Below are 17482 nucleotides of genomic sequence, written 5' to 3' on the forward strand. Positions count from 1 at the left end.
GGTCGCGGTCTTGGCGGTACGGAGCTAGCGTCGTAGTCATGACTGCCACCGTGCTGGAGCGGGTCGGACACCACACCACGACCGTCGACGACCACGCGGAGCTGTGCATCACCGCACTCGGAAGTGAGCTGACCGCGTACCTTGCCGGGGCCGCGACCGTCGCCGAGTTCACGTCCTGGTTCGCGGCGCCGACCCGGCCGGGCTATCTGGTACGCCGGAGGCTGGCCGCCGCCGCCGAGATCATCAGCGTCTTCGAGACCGCCAACCGGACCGGCCTCGCCGCCGCCTGGCTGCGCGAGGTGGACGCCGAGGGCTACGTGCCGGCCCGCGTCCTGCGCCTGTCGGAGGGTGACGAGACCAGCGTGAAGGCCCTGCTCGAGACCGCCGCGGCCTGGTCGCTCAGCCCCGCGGCAGCGTAGCGCCCGTCGTCTCGTCGAAGACCTCCAGGGAGCCGTTGAGGTAGCGGCTTGCGTGACCCGCCAGGTCCACATGGGCCCGGAAGTGCTTCAGCACGGCGCCGCGGACCCCGATCCGTGGCAGGGTGAACGTCTTCTTGCCGCCCACGGCCACGTCCTCGATCGCCAGCTCCCCCTTGGCGCTGATCAGCAGCGTCGAGTTCGGCGACCGGTGAGTGCTGGTCACCCGGATGTCGATCGCGATCCCCTCGGCGGCCGTCCGCCGGACCAGGTCGTCGAGCAGGTCGTGCACGTTCGCCGGCGCGAGCAGGTCGGCCCGGCGTGGGTCGGCAGCCTTGCCCACGGGGACCACGACGTGCAGCACCCAGGTGGTCACGCCGAGTCCCACCAGGAGATCACGCAGCGCGATCAGCCCGTCGGTCGCCAGGTTGCGCGCCGTGATCACCGTCTGGACGCTGCAGGGGATGCCGGCCCGTACCGCTCGTTTGATCGCATCCTGCGCGTAGACCGAGGAGCTCGTCCCTGGAGGCACGAACCGCCGGTTGCCCGGGCGGAGCGCGTCGTTGACCGCCGGGTCGGCGCTGTCCAGCGACACGCGTACGTGCACCCGATGGCGCTGGAGCAGCGGCACGATCCGGCTGAAGTCGCCGACGCCGGAGGTGTCGAGCACGATCGCCTTACCGGTCGCGGCCAGCCGCTCGACCAGCCGCTCGGTGCGCTCGATCCGGGCCAGCGGCTCGCCGCCGGTGACCACGCCGACCATTGCCGGGGTGGCGCCGGCGACCCGCAGCACCCGGTCGAGCCACCGGGCGTCCTCGTGGTCCCGGTAGCCGGCCATCAGGTCGTCGGCGTGGCAGTAACCGCAGCGCAGCGGGCAGAACGCGGTGGCGAAGCAGTTGACCACCAGCGGCGCGTCGACCAGCGGCAACGCGTCGAGCCGCCCGACCACGGAGCGCCCGAAGAAGGCGCGGCGCGGGGTGGCCGGCTCGGTGTCACAGATGCCGAGCTCGGCCAGCGTACGGATCTCGTCCGCCCCGCCCTCGACCCGGCCGTACCCGTCCCCGACCCGGCGCAGGACGGCCTGATGCGCCGGATCGAGGGCGAAGAAGTGGTCCCGGGCCGGTACGTAGGCGATCGGCCCGCGGACCCGCACCCCGGGCGCCAGGCGGACGGCTAGCACCGGGAAATGGTGACACAGTCCGTAGTCATTCCCGGTTACGCACGCGCCGTTTCACTCGCAGACGAGTTCGACCTTCTCGGCCACCGGGATCTGGTCGAGGTCCTCCGCGCCCGAGACGCTCACCTCGCCCAGCACCTGGCCGGGGTTCAGGTTCTCGATGCTCGCCGCGTCGCCGCAGCCGCTGCTGGCCCACTCGAACTCGGTGCCGTCGGTGACGGTCACGACGACGGTGAAGCCGTTGGTCGCGGTGTAGATGAGCAGGCCGCTCTCGGCGTCGAAGGCCTCGACGGTGCCGCCGTCCGCGCCGTCCGCGCCGTCCTCGATGTCGTCGCCGTCCTCGATGTCGTCGCCGTCCTCGATGTCGTCGCCGTCGTCGCCGTCCTCGTCCTCGCTGTCGTCGTGCCGCGGGTCCGAGCCGCGCTCGCACTCCTCCGCGTCGGTGTACCCGTCGTCGTCGCTGTCCTCCTCGCCGTCGAGGACGCCGTCGTCGTCGCTGTCCGCCTCCTCGGGGTCGGTCTCGAGGTCGAACTCGTCGCGGTTGCTGAGGCCGTCGTCGTCCAGGTCCTCCGCGCCGTCGAGAACGCCGTCGTCGTCGCTGTCGGCCTCCAGCGGGTCCTGGTCGATCAGGAACTCCTCGACGTTGTCCAGTTCGTCCTCGTCCGGGTCCTCGGCGCCGTCGGAGGTGCCGTCGCGGTCGGTGTCGGCCACCTTGGGGCGGGCGCCGACCTCGTACTCCTGCTCGTTGGTGAGCTCGTCCCGGTCGGGGTCGGCGTCGGCGTCGTCGCGGGTCGGGCGCAGCCTGTTGATGACTTCCCAGCCGTCGGGCATGCCGTCGCGGTCGGTGTCCGCCTTGCGGGGGCGCGTACCGGCCTGGTACTCGGCCAGGTTGCGCAGCTTGTCGCGGTCGGCGTCGCCCCGGGCGTCGTTGCGGCGCGGGTTCAGCCCGTTCGCCTTCTCCCACTTGTCCGGCATGCCGTCGTGGTCGCTGTCCCGTGCGGCGCGGGCCCGATCCGGTACGTCCTTGCCGCCGGCCACGGCGGGCGACGCCATCGGCAGGGCGCCCAGCGCGGCAGCGGTCACGGCAAGGGCGAGCTTCAACGGACGCTTCACGGGAGTCCTTCCGGCAGGTGACGGGGGCGACTGACCGTACGGCTGGGAGCGACCGCCGCAGAAGGTTCCGGACGCCACTGCCACCGTCCTGCTACCGAGTCGCTCCCGTGTCGCTTTCCTGCCCATTAGGGCTACCCGTCGCGGGTGACTCCCTTCCCAGCATCCGGTTCGGGGTTGACGCAGTAATCCGATCTGATCCAGTATTCCCATCCATCAGGTAGAGAAACCCGAGTTTGCGCTCCGCCGGACCGAGAGGACATCCCCCATGTACGTCTCGGCACGCACCGACTACGCCGTCCGGGCCATGCTCGCGATCGCCGCCGACCATCCGCACCTGGTCAAGGCGGCCGGCCTGGCCGCGGCCCAGGACATCCCGCTCAGCTTCCTGCAGGGCATCCTGCTCGACCTGCGCCGCAACGGGCTGCTGCACAGCCACCGCGGCGTCGACGGCGGGTACGCCCTGGCCCGGCCGGCCGAGGACATCACCGTCGGCGACGTGGTCCGGGCCGTCGGCGGAGCGCTGACCACCATTCGTGGCCTGCCCACCACGACCACGACGTACCACGGGGTCGCGATCGGCCTCAGGGACGTCTGGCTCGCGGTGGAGGAGGCCATCGAGGGAGTCGTGAACCACCGCACCCTCGCCCAACTCACCGTTTCCGCGACTTCCACACATTAGGAGTGAGCATGAGCTCCCGCACTCTTCGTGCGCTTGCCCTCGCTGCCGCCGCCCTTCTGTCCGCCACCGCCCTCACCGCGTGTGGCGACGACTCCTCGGCGGCCGGCGGGAAGGTCACCGCCCTCCGCCTGGGCTACTTCCCGAACATCACCCATGCGCCCGCCCTGGTCGGTGTCAAGAACGGCCTGTTCCAGCAGGCGCTGGGCGACACCAAGCTGGAGGCGAAGACCTTCAACGCCGGCCCGGCCGCGATCGAGGCGCTGTTCTCCGGTGCCATTGATGCCACGTACATCGGCCCCAACCCGGCCATCAACGGATGGGCGACCTCCAAGGGCACCGCGCTGAAGATCATCGCGGGCAGCACCTCGGGCGGCGCCGGCCTGGTCGTCAGGGAGGGCATCAACACCCCCGCCGACCTCAAGGGCAAGAAGATCGCCACGCCGCAGCTGGGCAACACCCAGGACGTGGCGCTGCGCGCCTGGCTGAAGCAGAACGGCCTCAACGCCGACCAGCAGGGCGGCGGCGACGTCTCCGTGCTGCCGCAGGACAACGCGACCGCCGTTCAGGCCTTCGCCCAGGGCGCCATCGACGGCGCCTGGGTGCCCGAGCCGAACCTGAGCAAGATGGTGCTCGAGTCCAAGGGCAAGATCCTCGTCGACGAGAAGACCCTCTGGCCCGGCGGCCAGTTCGTGACCACGCACCTGATCGTCAAGCAGCAGTTCCTGAAGGACCACCCGGACATCGTCAAGAAGCTGCTGCAGGGCCACATCGCCGCGGAGAAGTACATCGCGACCGACAGCGCCGGGGCGAAGAAGGCCGCCAACGAGCAGATCGCCGCCCTGTCCGGCAAGCCGCTCAAGGACGAGATCCTCGCCACCGCGTTCAAGAACCTGACCTTCACCAACGACCCGATCGCCTCGTCGCTGTACACGAGCGCCAAGCACGCCGAGGACGTCGGCCTGCTCAAGCCCGTCGACCTCAAGGGCATCTACGACCTCGGCCCGCTCAACGAGCTGCTCAAGGCCGACGGTCAGCCCGGGGTCACCGACGCCGCCTCCTGATCGCCCGCCGGCCGGGCCCGCACGCGCGGGCCCGGCCGGCACTCACCTGCGGAGAACCATCATGAGCATCGCGGAAGCCACCGATCTCAGAACCGAGGTCGTACGCCTCGACAACGTCTCCAAGCAGTACGGCTCCGGCGGCAACGCCCTCCTCGCCCTCGACAGGGTCTCGCTGACCGTGCGCAAGGGCGAGTTCGTGTGTCTGCTCGGCGCCTCCGGCTGCGGCAAGAGCACACTGCTCTCGCTGGTGGCCGGCCTCGACCGGATCAACGGCGGCGCCCTCGACATCGGCGGCCGGCACGTGTCCCTCATGTTCCAGGAGGCGGCGCTCTTCCCGTGGCTGTCGGTGTCCGGCAACGTCGAGTTGCCGATGCGGCTGCGCGGCATCGGCAAGAGCGAGCGCCGGCAGCGCGCCGAGGAGCTGCTGGAGGTCGTACGCCTCAAGGGCTTCGGCCACAAACGCCCGCACGAGCTCTCCGGCGGCATGCGCCAGCGTGTCGCCCTGGCCCGCTCCCTCGCCCAGGACGCCGACATCCTCCTCATGGACGAGCCGTTCGGCGCCCTCGACGCGATGACCCGCGACATCCTCCACGACGAGCTGGAGCGGATCTGGCGCGAGCAGGAGCTGACGGTCCTGTTCGTCACCCACAACGTGCGCGAGGCGGTCCGCCTCGGCGACCGGGTGATCCTGCTGAGCAGCCGCCCCGGCCGGGTCATCGAGGACTTCCCGGTGCACCACGACCGGCCCCGCCGCATCGACTCCCCCGAGGTGGCCGGCCAGGCCGCCGAGATCACCGACCGGCTCCGCGCGGAGGTCGCCCGCCATGCCAATTAAGTTCCCGTCGGCCCGCGCCGGCCTAGAAGGCGTCACCCAGGACTTCCCGCCGCCGCCGGAGAAGCCCAAGGATCCCGATCTGGCCGCGGCCGACCGGGTCACCGGCCTCGACGCGCTCGAGCTGGGCGGCAAGAGCGACCGGGAATCGCTGGGCAAGCGCATCTGGCAGAGCGCCTGGCCCAAGCTGCTCGCCGTCGCGATCGTGCTCTTCGCCTGGCAGCTCGTCGTCTGGGCCGAGTGGAAGCCGGTCTACGTGCTGCCCGGCCCGCTCGCGGTCTTCCAGGACCTCGGCGACGTGGTCACCACACTGGACTTCTGGGACGGCGTACGCCTGACCATGGTCCGCGCGCTGACCGGCTTCGCTCTGGCGGTCGCGATCGGCACGGTCGTCGGCGCGGCGGTCTCCCGCTTCGCCCCGCTGCGCGCCGCGATCGGCTCGCTCATCACCGGCCTGCAGACCATGCCGTCGATCATGTGGTTCCCGCTCGCCATCCTGCTCTTCCAGATCAGCGAGAGCGCGATCATGTTCGTGGTCGTCATCGGCGCGACGCCCTCGGTCGCCAACGGCCTGATCAGCGGCATCGACTACGTACCCCGCACCTGGCTGCGGGTCGGGCAGGTACTCGGCATGACGGGCTTCGCCAAGTACCGCCACTTGATCCTGCCGGCCTCACTGCCGTCGTTCATCTCGGGCCTCAAGCAGGGCTGGGCCTTCTCCTGGCGCAGCCTGATGGCCGGCGAGCTCCTGGTCATCGTCCCGGGGGCGCTGTCGATCGGCGTACGGATGCAGCAGGCCCGGGATCTCAACGAGTCGAGCCTGGTCATCTGCTTCATCATCGTGGTGCTGGTGATCGGCATCCTGATCGACGTCCTGTTCAACGCCGCGGACAACGCCCTGCGCAAGCGCTGGGGCCTGACCGGCTCCTGAGCTCAGAGTGGTCGTACCGATTTCAGGACGTCCTCGACCACGTAGTCGAACTGCTTGTGAGTGCCGGGGATCGACACGTAGAGCACCGCAGCCGTCGGCTTGCCGACATCGATGATCGCCACCGCCGAGAGCTCGTCGGTGGCGGTCAGCCCCGGCGCCCGGAAGTGCAGCCGGAACTCGCTGAGCCAGGCGGGCCGCCCGCCCAACATGGTCATCTCGTCACGCAGCGGCTCCAGCTGGTTGGGCTGCGGGTAGTACTCGGCACGGACGTCGGCGGCCACCCGCCGCCCGACACACTCCAGATTGAGCGTCACGGCGTCGTTGTCCGCCGCCGGCACCGCAGCCGACAGGATCGAAGCATGGTACGAGCCGCCGCTGTACTCCTCGGTGACGAAGTGCTGGCCGACCTTGTAGGGCACCTCGAGCGTGCCCGCCCGCCAAACGGTGTTCCACGGGACCCAGGGAGCGCCGTACCTCTTGTAGGAGATGCCGGCCTCGGTGTCGGTGGTCCGCTCGCCGGTGACGGGCGGCAGCGCTCCGGGCTTGCCGGTCGGCCCCGCGCTGGGCGGCACGGTCGGCGCCGGACACATCTGGGCCAACGGCGGACGGACCTCCCTGGGCGGGGACGCCTTGCTCCCGAACGGGTCACCGTCCGAGGAGAGAGCCACGATCAGAATGATCGTCAGACCGATCGCCAGAATCGCCCCGGCAACCCCACCGAACATCACCATCTGCCGCCGGCGCCGTCGTGGTCCATCATCACCGGGCGGCTCCGGCGGGGACTTGGGCGGCGGCAGAAGCGGGGGTACGCCCGGAGCGGTGACCGTCCCGGAGGCCCACGGACCACCCGGCCGCGACCAGGCGGCGGTGGGAGTCTGCGTGCCCTCGGACATCACCCCAGTGAACACCACCCTGGCGTGTCATGGGTGACCGCCCGCGTGTGGACCGGCTCCCCGGGTCAGCGGGCCAGCGCGGCGCCCGCCTCGGCCGCCGGCGGGATCGTCGCGACGACCGACGGAGCGGCGTCGCCGTAGTGCACCACGCCGTACCAGGGTGTGAACGCAACGACGAGGACCAGGGCGAGGCCGAACACTGCCACAGCGAACACGATCGCAAGCTCGCGACGTCCGGACACGGTGCTCATAGAAGGCCTCCCAGGCAGTGCCGTCCCCTCGGCCCCCTCAGGGTGAACCAGGGCGCGGCTCGGCGCAGTCACCCTTAAGACGCAGCGGAACCCTGATGGGTTGCAAATTCCACCCAGGAAGATTTCATCAACCGCCGGTACCGTAATCGAATGGAAATCGTGTATCCCCCGGTCATCGCTGTCGCCAAGACGATGTTCCGGGTCCTGGATCTGAGGATCCAGGTCGACGGCGCGCACCACATCCCGGCGACCGGCGGGGCGGTGCTGGCAAGCAACCACGTCAGCTATCTCGATTTCATCTTCTGCGGCCTCGGCGCCCAGCCCGCGAAGCGCCTGGTCCGCTTCATGGCGAAGAAATCGGTCTTCGACCACAAAGTGAGCGGCCCGCTGATGCGCGGCATGCGGCACATCCCGGTGGACCGCAAGGCCGGCACGGCGGCGTTCCACGAGGCCGAGAAGGCGCTCAAGAACGGCGAGGTGGTGGGCGTCTTCCCCGAAGCCACGATCAGCGAGTCGTTCACGGTGAAGGGCCTGAAGTCGGGCGCGGCGCGGCTGGCGCAGGCTGCGGCCGTACCGTTGATCCCGATGGCGGTCTGGGGGCCGCACCGGCTCTGGACCAAGGGCCGCAAGAAAGATCTGACCAAGCGGCACGTCCCGGTGCTGATCAAGATCGGCGAGCCGCTGCCGGCCAGTGCGGACGAGACGACGGAGAGCATTACGGCGGTCCTGCACCAGCGGCTCGCCAAGCTCCTGGACGAGGCGCAGGCGGCCTACCCGGAACAGCCGTCGGGGCCCGAGGACCGCTGGTGGCTGCCCGCACACCTGGGCGGGACGGCACCCCGGCCCGAGGACGTCGGCGACCCGGCCCGCCTGGAGCCGTAACGCCCCTGTCCCGCCGCGGCGAGGTCACCGGAAATGCATTCCGGCGCCGGCCCCTGATGGGACCGGCGCCGGAACGTCAGCGCGAAGCTGTGATCAGAGCGGGCGGATGTTGGCCGCCTGCGGGCCCTTCTGGCCCTGGGTGACCTCGAACTCCACGCGCTGGTTCTCGTCCAGGCTGCGGTAGCCGGAGGTCTGGATCGCGGAGAAGTGGGCGAAGACGTCGGCGCCGCCGTCGTCCGGGGTGATGAACCCGAAGCCCTTGTCCGCGTTGAACCACTTCACAACGCCGGTAACCATGATCGTCTCCTCGACGGTCGATCGCTCCCGACCATTATGGACGGGAGCGAGGTGGTAAGGCCCGTTTTTCCGGGACTCGTGTCGCCGTACTGATCGCCCGTACCGGAGAAACCCGGGTTACGACAAAGAGCGCCTGGGGCAGACTTCCCCACAGGCGCTCCTAAGTACTTGGGAACCAAACTGACAACGCTTCGGAGCCTAGCACGGAGGGGGAGGGCCGGCGGTGATCGGCGTACAACTCGCACGGCAGCTCAGCGACGCCGGTTTGACCTGGAAACCGGCGCCCGGGGACCGCTTCGCCATCCCCGACCGGGACCTGGACGAGGACGTCTTCGTGCTGAGCAACATGACGATCGAGGTGTACCCGGTGCCGGAGGGGCAGGTGATCGGCTTCAACGGCACCACAGAGTGGGCGCTCGACGACGTCGAGTTCGGGGAGGCGTTGTGGCTGCCGCGCGAGGACCAGCTGCGGGAGCTGCTCGGGGGGACGTTCCGGGCGTTGCGCAGGAGCGAGAGCGGCTACGACGTGGACATCACCCTCCTGGGTGAGGACCGTACGTTCACTGCGGCCTCGCCTGAGGAGGGGTACGCGGCGGCCCTCCTGCACCTGCTCGCCGCCGCCGGCCTGTGAGAGCCGCTGCGCTGTGAGAGCCGCGGGGCTGTGCGACACGCCAAAGGTCAGGCGGATTCCGGGACGTCGGTGATGAGGGCGGCCAGACCTTCCGCGTCCAACAGGTCGGCCGGGCGCACGGTCACGCCGTCGCGGACGTAGTGGAATCCGGCCCGGACCCGCGCCACCGGCACCCCGGCCAGCGTCGCCCACGCCAGGCGGTACGCGGCGAGCTGCACCGTCGCCGCGGCCGCGTCGGCGGAGGCGGGGCGCCGGCCGGTCTTCCAGTCGATCACGTCGTAGCGGCCGCCGGGCTCGGCGAAGACCGCGTCCATCCGGCCTCTGATCATCACGCCCGCCAGGGTGGTGGCGAACGGGACCTCGACCTCTGTCGGCGTACGGTCGGCCCACTCGCCGGCCAGGAACGCCTCCTGCAGCGCGGCCAGCTCCTCGTCGGCCGCCGCGTCGTCGTCCGCCGCCCCGGGCAGCTCGTCGAGGTCGAGCAGACGTACGGAGCCGAAGCGCTGCTCCAGCCAGGCATGGAACGCAGTGCCGCGGCGGGCGTAGGGGGTCGGACGGTGCGGCAGCGGGCGCCGCAGCGAGCGGGCCAGCAGTTGCGGGTCCCGGCGCAGGACGACGAGCTGGGACACCGACAGGTGCGGGGGCAGGGCCACCTCGAGCGGTCCGTCGCGCCGGGCTCGTTCCTCACGCTCCGCCAGCAGCAGCGTCGCCTCCCGCCGCCAGCGCGAAATCTCCGGATCGGCCGCCCCGGGCGAACCAGCGGGCCTGTCGCCCGCAGTCCCGGCCGGCCCGCCCGCAACCCCGGTCAGGTCGGCCGCCAGCCCCGCACGGGCGCCGACCTCCTCGTCGCCCTCCGCGAGCTCGGCGAAGGCCAGCGCATCCTCCGGCGTCGGCGCCGCGATCATGCGCCGGATCAGGTCCGCCGCGGCCGCCATGGCCGGCCGGCGACCGCCCAGCGGGTCCGACGGCCACTCCGCCGACGCCACGAGCTCCGTGGCCGGGTTGGCCGCGTCGCCCGGAGGTTCCGGGGTCCAGTGCTCGACGACGCCCGCACCCTCCTCGCACGAGGCCCGGATCTCCTCCAGGAACACCGACGGGCCGCGGGGACGCTTGACCCCGTCGCCCCACCAGTACCCCGACGCCAGCAGCAGCCGGCGGGGCCGGGTCACCGCGACGTACGCCAGCCGGCGCTCCTCCCGCTCGTCGTGCTCACGCCAGGCCCGGCTGAACGCCCCGAGGGCGGCGGCTGCGTCCTTCTGGTCCACCGCCTCGGAGAGGTCCAGCTCCGGGAGGCCCGCGAAGTCCCCGCGGAGGGGGAAAGGCAGGACGCCGATGCCGCCCACGTAGTTGTCCGAGCCGCGGGTGATGCCGGGCCAGACGTTCTTGGTGAGGCCCGCCGCCGAGACCACGTCCCATTCCAGGCCCTTGGCGGCGTGGGCGGTCAGGATCTGGACCGCGCCCTCGACCACGTCGACCTGGCCGGGCGCGAGACCTCGTTCTTCTTCCTCGGCCGCGGCCAGGAACGCGAGGAAGCCGGCGATGGTGCCGCCGTCGGTGTCGCTCGCGTACCGGGCTGCGACGTCGCCGAGCGCGTCCAGGTGGCCGCGGGCCAGGCCCGCGTCGCCCGCGCCCCAGCCGCGGACGGCCACCTCCACGTCCAGGCCGATGGTGCGCTCGATGTCGGCGACCAGATCGGGCAGTGGTTGGTCCAGGCGGTGCCTCAGCTCGGCCAGTTCCCTGCTGTACGCCCGCAGCCGAGCAAACCCCTCCTGCGAATACTGCTGGGGCGCCCCGAGGTCGGCCATGGCCTCGACGAGCGTGGCGTCGTCCAGCCGGTCCCCGACGATCTGCTGGGCCTCGTCGTCACCGGTGGTGCCGGCGACACGGGCGGCGGCGATGGCGCGGGCGCGGCGGTGCAGTGCGACGAGGTCGCGCGGTCCGATACGCCAGCGGGCGCCGGTGAGCAGCCGCAGCAGCGCCGCGCCGTCGGTCGGGTCGGCCAGCACCCGCAGCGTGCAGACGACGTCGCGTACCTCCGGGGTGTCGAGCAGGCCGCCCAGGCCGACCACCTCGACGGGCAGGCCGCGGGCGCGCAGCGCCTCCTCGATCGCCGGGATCTGGCTGCGGACGCGTACCAGCACCGCGCTGGTCGGGCGCTTCTCCACCGGTATGTCGCCCGGCAGCGCGTCCGGCAGCCGGGCCACCGACCGCCACGCCGCCAGCATCGAGTCGGCGATCCAGTCCGCTTCTTCCGCGTACGTGTTCAGCAGAGCGCAGGCGACCGTGCGCCCGCCGACCCGATCAGCCACCCGCTGAGCCGGAATGAGCTCGGCGACGCGGGCGCCGGCGGCGCGCAGCGGCCGCGACAGGGCGTTGGCGACCTGGAGGATCTCCGGGCGGTTGCGCCAGCTCCGGGTCAGGTTGAGCACCCACGCCTCGCGCCCGCCCGGCCCGGTGAACTCGGCCGGGAACCGGTCGAGCGTGCCCGCGGAGGCGCCCCGCCAGCCGTAGATCGACTGGCACGGGTCGCCGACCGCGGTGACCGGGTGGCCGCCGCCGAAGAGCGCATTGAGCAGCACGACCTGCGCGTGGCTGGTGTCCTGGTACTCGTCCAGAAGCACGATCTTGTAGCGCCCGCGCTCGATCTCGCCGACCTCCGGATGGTCCCGGGCGACCAGCGCGGCGCGGGCCAGCTGGTCGCCGAAGTCCATCGCCTCCAGGTCGAGTTTGCGCTGGTCGTAGAGGCGAACCAGGGGCAGCAGAGTGAGCCGCTGCTGCTGCCGCTGCAGCATGTCGGTCACGTCCTTGTAGACCCGGCCCGGCAGCGACTGCACCTCGGCGAAGAAGCGGCCGGTCCAGGCCGCCAGCTCGTCCGGCGCGACGAGATGCTCGGCCAGCTCGGCGGAGAGCGCCAGCACGTCGTCGGTCACCGTGCCGGGCGCGCGGTTCAGGCCGGTCATCTCCCCCGTGTACGAGCGCACGAGCGAATCCACGACCTGCCACCGGGCGGCCTCGGTGAGCAACCGCGCGGACGGTTCGTACCCGGCGCGCAGCCCGTGCTCGGTGACGATGCGGGCGGCGAACGAGTGGTACGTGGCGACCGTGGGCTCCCCGGCCAGAGCCTCCTGCTGCCCGAGGCGCCGGATCAACTGCCCGAGCCGGGTACGGACACGGTGGGCCAGCTCGCCGGCGGCCTTGCGGGTGAACGTGAGCCCGAGGATCTCGTCCGGGTGGGCGTACCCGTTGGCGACCAGCCAGACCACCCGCGAGGCCATCGTCTCTGTCTTGCCGGAGCCTGCGCCCGCGACCACCAGGACCGGCTCGACCGGCGCCGCGATGATCGCGGCCTGCTCCGGGGTCGGCGCGTGCAGCCGGAGCAGCTTCGCCAGCTCGACCGGCGTATAGCGAGGCCCGGAGTCGGCCCGCCGGCGCGGCCGGGGCGCCGCGTCCGCGAAAAGGCTGGGCTGGGTCATCGCCCGTCCGCCGGCGGGCCGGGCTCGACGACCTGGCGGCCGTGGCCGCTGATCGGGCAGCTGGTCCGGACGGGACAGACGCGGCACTTCGCGTTGGCGACCGCGGAGAAGGTGGCGGCGGCCATGGTGTCGGCGGTGCGGCGGACCATCGCGTACGCCCAGTTGGGGTCCTCGGCCTCGGCGAGCGGAAGCTGCATCTGCTCGCGCGCCTCCTTGCTGGGACCGAGCTGCACGAGGGCCGCGCCGCCGCTCTCCGTGCCCTCACCGAGCCCGTCGAAGGCACCCGCGTCGACGGCGGCCTGGTAGCCGGCGAGTTGGGCGTGCTCCTCCACCTCGCCGGCCGTGACCGCGGTGGTCTTGCCGGTCTTGAGGTCGATCACTACGAGCCTGCCCTGCTCATCGACCTCGAGGCGGTCCACGCGGCCGGTCAGCTGGATCGGCCGGGACGGGTCGTCGAGGCGGACGGTGAACTCGTGCTCGATGGCCAGCAGCCGGCGGGGGTTGCGGGCCAGCCACCGCAGCAGCTTGTCGACCATGCCCTGGGCCCTGTCCTGCTCCGGCCCGGCCAGCCAGCGCGCGGCCAGCTCGATGGCGTCGAAGCGCGCGGACACGTACTCGACCAGCCGTTCCCGATCGGCATTCGCGTCCTCGGCGAGCATGGCGGCGGCGTGCACGAGGTTGCCGACGCCCTGGGCGGGTCCCGCCGGGGCCGCCCCTCCGTGCCGTTCTAGCAGCCAGCGCAGGCTGCACCGCAGGGCGCTCTCCATCGCCGACGGGGTGACCTTGACGGGCTCGCCCTCGTCGACCAGCGGGCGGTCGTCGGACAGCGGCCGCAGCCCCCACCATTCGTCGGGGTGGGCGCCCGGAACACCGGCCCGGGCCAGGCCGGCCAGTTCGGCCGCGGCGGCATGGCGCCGGGCGGGCGTCGTATTCGGCGCGATGACAACGGTACGCAGCTCGGCAACGAGCGCGGCCAGCGTGAGAGCGCGCGGCGGACGCCCCACCTCGACCTCGACCTCGACATCGGCCGGTGGGAAGGCAGGATCCGGATCGCCGGCGTTCGAAGACCCGTGGTCGGCGGGACCGGGATCATGAGGATCGGGATCGTCGAGGCCGGAGCCGGAGTCGGTAGGGCCGGGACCAGCCGGGCCGGGGTCAGAAGGACCGGGGTCAGAAGGACCGGGGTCGGTGGGGCCGGGGTCGTCCGGGTCCGGGGCCGGCGGGGGTGGTGGGTCGCGACGGTCGGGCAGGGCGAGCTCGGCCAGGAAGCGGCTCGGCTGCTCCTCGCCGTCCGAGCCACCCACGCTCGCCGACGCGACCGCGGTCACGATCAGTCGCTGCCGGGCCCGGGTCGTTGCCACGTAGAACAGCCGGCGTTCCTCATCAAGCAGCGCCGAGGTCTGCCCCACGACCGCGGCCGCGCCGGCGGCGGCGCGGCCGGCCAGGAAGTCGACCAGCCGTTCCGAGCCGAGCAGGCTGCCGCGCAGGCGCAAGTCGGGCCAGATGCCCTCCTGGACGCCGGCCAGCACGACGACGTCCCACTCCAGGCCCTTGGCGGCGTGCGCGGTGAGCAGGCGTACGGCCTCGCCCCGGTCGGCCGACGGCGCTATGGAGTCGGCGGGCAGGTCCTGGCCCAGCACGTGGTCGAGGAACACCTCGGTCCGTGCTCCGGGCAGCCGGTCCACGAAACGGGCCGCGGCGTCGAAGAGCACCACCATGGCGTCCAGGTCACGGTCGGCGGCCTCGGCACGCCACTGGCGCGCCCGGCCGCCCTCGCCGCCGGGTTCTAGGGGGGCGCCGCGGGTGCTGAGGGCGTACCAGCGTTCGGCGAGTCCGCTGGCGTGCCAGGCGGACCACAGGACCTGTTCCGCGGTCGCGCCCGGCGCGGCCGCGGTCTCGCGGGCCACGGCGATGAGGCGGGCGATGTTCTGTGCCGGCTGGGCCCAGCGCCGCTCCACCATGTCCAGCCCGGTCGGGTCGCGGATCGCGTCGACCAGCAGTTCGCCGGAGGGGCGCCGGTCGCCGGCCGCCAGCGCGAGGGCGCGCAGCCCTTGTCGCAGGCGCCGCTCGGCCAGGGGGTCGGCCCCGCCCAGCGGCGAGTGCAGCAACGCGACCGCGGACTCCTCGTCGAGCGCTGCCGGTTCCAGAGCGCACCGCAGGAGCAGCAGGAACGGTGCTACGGCGGGTTGCAGGTGCAGCGGAAGATCCTCCGCATGGGTGACGGTCGGCACGCCCGCTGCGGAGAGCCCGCGCTGCAGGGAGGGCAGTTGGAGGCTGGTCGAGCGCAGCACCACGGCCATTCGGGACCACGGCACCCCGTGCAGTAGGTGTGCCTCGCGCAGTGCGTGGGCGACGAACGCGGTCTCGCTGGTCGCCGACCGGAAGGTACGCACGATCGCGCCCGCCGGCACCGACGCAGCGGCAGCACCCGGAGCATGCAGCGCGCGGTGCCCGGCGCGGCCGCGCATGCGGCGGGCGACGCGGCCCGTCGAGGCCAGCACCGCCGGCTGCGCGCGATAGCTGGTGTGCAGCGTGACCGTCTCGGCGAGCGCACCCGAGGCGGTGCGGAACCGGGTCGGGAAGGCGCTGACCGCCTCGGGGTCCGCGCCGCGGAAGCCGTAGATCGAGGAGTCCGGGTCTCCGAACGCCACCAGCGGTTTGCCGCCCCCCGCGATCAGGGCCAGGAGGTCGATCTGCGCCGGGTCGGTGTCCGCCAGCTCGTCGACGTACACGAATTCCACCCGGCGCCGCTCGGCCTCCAGCAGCGCGGGATCGTCGTGGAGCAGGCCGGACGCCGCCCGGACCAGCTCGGCCGGGTCGTACGCGGTCGAGCCGCGGGTGGTCACGTCGCGCAGGGCGAGGACCGCCACGTATTCGCGGAGGAAGCGGGCCGCGGCGGGCCAGTCGTCGCGACCCAGCCGCTCGCCCAGCCGGGCCAGCTCGACCGGGCCGACGCCGCGCTCGGCGGCGCGCTGCATGAGGTCGCGCAGCTGCTGCGCGAAGGCACGGGTGGGCAGCGCCGGGCGCAGCGCCTCCGGCCAGCGCACCGTGTCGGGCGCTTCCTCGTCGCCGACGACCGCGAGCAGCTCGCGGATGATGAGGTCCTGCTCCGGGCCGGTCAGCAGCCGGGGGGACGGTTCGCCACGTTCGGCGGCGGCCCGGCGGAGCAGGCCGAACGCGTACGCGTGGAAGGTCCGCACCAGCGGCTCGTGGAACGTCGGGCCGGAGGTCCGCGCCTCGATGCGGTCCCGCAGCGCGGAGGCGCCCCGGCGGCCGAAGGTGAGCACGAGGATCTTCTCGGGGTCCACTCCGGAGGCGATCCGGGCGGCGACCGCCTCGACCAGGACCGTGGTCTTTCCCGTGCCGGGACCGCCGACCACCAGCAGGGGTCCGCCGGTGTGCTGCACCACGTGCTGCTGCAGGGCGTCCTCGTGGAGCGCGGCCGCGGCGGGTGCGGGGCGGCGCACCAGCCGGTAGGCGGGCCGGCGCACCGCGGGAGTCGAGGTCACGGCACCAATAAACCACGCACCTGTGACACGAATGCGGTCAGGGCTTTGCCACGGAGGCACGCAGGCGCACCGGCATCGGTACGCGGTGCACGGCCGGGTCCTGCGGCGAGCCCAGCAGCAGTTCCACCGCCTTCCAGCCGAGCTGGTAGTGCGGCAGGGAGATGCTCGTGAGCTGGGGCCGGAGCCAGGCGGCGAGGTCGGAGTCGTCGAACGAGAGCACCGCCACGTCACGGGGGATGTCCCTGCCGGCCTCGCGCAACGCCTGGTACGCCCCCAGCGCCACCCGGTCGTTGAAGCAGATCAGTGCCTTCGGGGTGAGTCCGCCGGCCAGTGCCTGCCGGACCGCCTCGTACGCGGGTTCGGGCCACCAGTCGCAGTCGATCGTGCCGGCGAGCTTGATGCCGGCGGAGCCGAAGCCCTCGCGGATGCCGGCGAGGCGCTCGCGGCCGGCGAAGACGTGGTGGGCCGGGCTGCCGACCAGGTGGATGCCGTCGCGGTGGCCGGCGTCGGCCAGGGTCTTGGCGGCGCTCCATCCGGCCGCGAGTTCGTCGGGGATGACCGACTGGTACGCCGGCCGGGCCGCCCGGGTGAGGCAGTTGAGCAGGACGACCGGGCGTCCCTTGAGCAGTTTGGGCACCCGGACGTAGCGGGTGAACATGCTCGCGTACACGAAGGCGTCCACCTGCCGGTCGAGGAAGTCCGAGATGAGCTTCTCCTCGACCACCGCGTCGCCCTCGGTCTCGCCGATGAAGAGCAGGTGGCCGTGCGCGACCGCCGCGGCGAGGCTGCCGTGGATCGCGCGGCCGGCGTACGGGTCGGACGCGAGCGTGTCGGAGACCAGCGCGATGGTCTTGGTGACCTTCGTCCGCAGGCTCCGGGCCATGAGGTTGGGCCGGTAGTCCAGCTCCTGGGCCGCCCGGAGGACTCGTTGCCGGGCGTCCTCCGAGATCCGCATGTCCAGGTGGCGTCCGGCGAGGACGAACGACGCCGTACTGCGGGACACGCCGGCCCGCTGTGCGACCTGTAGCAGGGTCGCCCGTTGCGGGGGCATGAGCAGAGTCTTCCACGCTGTGTCGAGCGGCCCGACGGCGATCCGCGCCTTTCGCGAAACGTGACAGTGCCGTGACGCATCGATGGCTCTTGACGTCCGGCCGCGTCCGGAGCAGGGTCATGCTAAACCCATCTAGCTTCACCCCCGGACCCCCTGCCGGGCCGGCAGCCACCACTCGCACCGGTCCGGCAGGGCGGGACTGCGTCGCGTCACTGAAGGAGATGTCCTGGCACCGCAAGGACATCTACGCCACGGTGGCCGCCTGGGCCCGCGCGGTGGACGACGC

At 72.2% G+C, this 17482-nt stretch carries 15 protein-coding genes; 7 read left to right on the forward strand and 8 right to left on the reverse strand.

Translation table 11 applies throughout. The features are described 5' to 3' along the window. Positions 1-38: 38 nt before the first annotated feature. Positions 39-419: a hypothetical protein gene (locus AB0368_RS13715; protein ID WP_366154160.1), complete on the forward strand. Its 381-nt coding sequence runs from the start codon at positions 39-41 to the stop codon at positions 417-419. Here the strand turns inward: AB0368_RS13715 and AB0368_RS13720 are convergent. Together AB0368_RS13720 and AB0368_RS13725 are read right to left on the reverse strand one after the other, a co-directional pair. Further along, entirely contained in the window at positions 400-1596 is a 1197-nt protein-coding gene (locus AB0368_RS13720) for a radical SAM protein (RefSeq protein WP_366154161.1), read from the reverse strand. The genes AB0368_RS13715 and AB0368_RS13720 overlap by 20 nt on opposite strands. 51 nt (positions 1597-1647) lie before the next feature. Continuing rightward, positions 1648-2706 (reverse strand): Midasin, encoded by a 1059-nt coding sequence (locus AB0368_RS13725; protein WP_366154162.1) that lies wholly within the window; start codon positions 2704-2706, stop codon positions 1648-1650. Between the two features lie 265 nt (positions 2707-2971). On the opposite strand from AB0368_RS13725, the gene AB0368_RS13730 reads away from it, so the two are divergent. From AB0368_RS13730 to AB0368_RS13745, 4 genes are all read left to right on the forward strand, one after another. Continuing rightward, positions 2972-3385 carry an Rrf2 family transcriptional regulator gene (locus tag AB0368_RS13730; RefSeq protein WP_366154163.1) on the forward strand — a complete coding sequence of 138 codons (414 nt, stop codon included), beginning with the start codon at positions 2972-2974 and terminating at the stop codon, positions 3383-3385. Between the two features lie 8 nt (positions 3386-3393). Continuing rightward, positions 3394-4446: an ABC transporter substrate-binding protein gene (locus AB0368_RS13735; RefSeq protein WP_366154164.1), complete on the forward strand. Its 1053-nt coding sequence runs from the start codon at positions 3394-3396 to the stop codon at positions 4444-4446. Between the two features lie 61 nt (positions 4447-4507). Next, positions 4508-5281: an ABC transporter ATP-binding protein gene (locus tag AB0368_RS13740; RefSeq protein ID WP_366154165.1), complete on the forward strand. Its 774-nt coding sequence runs from the start codon at positions 4508-4510 to the stop codon at positions 5279-5281. After that, positions 5271-6209: an ABC transporter permease gene (locus AB0368_RS13745; protein ID WP_366154166.1), complete on the forward strand. Its 939-nt coding sequence runs from the start codon at positions 5271-5273 to the stop codon at positions 6207-6209. The genes AB0368_RS13740 and AB0368_RS13745 overlap by 11 nt, the downstream gene beginning before the upstream one ends. A 2-nt stretch (positions 6210-6211) precedes the next feature. On the opposite strand, the gene AB0368_RS13750 is transcribed toward AB0368_RS13745, so the two are convergent. Both AB0368_RS13750 and AB0368_RS13755 read right to left on the reverse strand, forming a co-directional pair. Continuing rightward, entirely contained in the window at positions 6212-7102 is an 891-nt protein-coding gene (locus AB0368_RS13750) for a hypothetical protein (protein WP_366154167.1), read from the reverse strand. A 65-nt stretch (positions 7103-7167) separates the two neighbouring features. Then, the gene (locus AB0368_RS13755; protein ID WP_366154168.1) at positions 7168-7353 is read right to left on the reverse strand and encodes a hypothetical protein; all 186 of its coding nucleotides are present in this window, start codon (positions 7351-7353) and stop codon (positions 7168-7170) included. Between the two features lie 150 nt (positions 7354-7503). Here AB0368_RS13755 and AB0368_RS13760 point away from each other — a divergent pair, with 150 nt between their 5' ends. Then, positions 7504-8235: a lysophospholipid acyltransferase family protein gene (locus AB0368_RS13760; RefSeq protein WP_366154169.1), complete on the forward strand. Its 732-nt coding sequence runs from the start codon at positions 7504-7506 to the stop codon at positions 8233-8235. A gap of 93 nt (positions 8236-8328) precedes the next feature. Here the strand turns inward: AB0368_RS13760 and AB0368_RS13765 are convergent, their stop codons facing one another. Next, positions 8329-8532, reverse strand: coding sequence for a cold-shock protein (locus AB0368_RS13765; protein ID WP_015625344.1), 204 nt, complete (start codon positions 8530-8532; stop codon positions 8329-8331). A gap of 223 nt (positions 8533-8755) precedes the next feature. Here AB0368_RS13765 and AB0368_RS13770 point away from each other — a divergent pair, with 223 nt between their 5' ends. Next, the gene (locus tag AB0368_RS13770; protein WP_366154170.1) at positions 8756-9163 is read left to right on the forward strand and encodes a pilus assembly protein CpaE; all 408 of its coding nucleotides are present in this window, start codon (positions 8756-8758) and stop codon (positions 9161-9163) included. Between the two features lie 47 nt (positions 9164-9210). On the opposite strand, the gene AB0368_RS13775 is transcribed toward AB0368_RS13770, so the two are convergent. The 3 genes from AB0368_RS13775 to AB0368_RS13785 form a co-directional block, all read right to left on the reverse strand. Next, positions 9211-12636, reverse strand: coding sequence for a UvrD-helicase domain-containing protein (locus tag AB0368_RS13775; RefSeq protein ID WP_366154171.1), 3426 nt, complete (start codon positions 12634-12636; stop codon positions 9211-9213). Next, positions 12633-16103, reverse strand: coding sequence for an ATP-dependent DNA helicase (locus AB0368_RS13780; protein WP_366154196.1), 3471 nt, complete (start codon positions 16101-16103; stop codon positions 12633-12635). Before AB0368_RS13780 ends, AB0368_RS13775 begins: the two co-directional genes overlap by 4 nt. A 79-nt stretch (positions 16104-16182) precedes the next feature. Continuing rightward, positions 16183-17196, reverse strand: a complete 1014-nt coding sequence (locus AB0368_RS13785) for a LacI family DNA-binding transcriptional regulator (RefSeq protein ID WP_366154172.1) — start codon at positions 17194-17196, stop codon at positions 16183-16185. Between the last annotated feature and the right edge of the window lie 286 nt (positions 17197-17482).

The organism is Actinoplanes sp. NPDC051475 (assembly GCF_040689425.1).
In the GTDB taxonomy this organism is placed as follows: Bacteria; Actinomycetota; Actinomycetes; order Mycobacteriales; family Micromonosporaceae; genus Actinoplanes.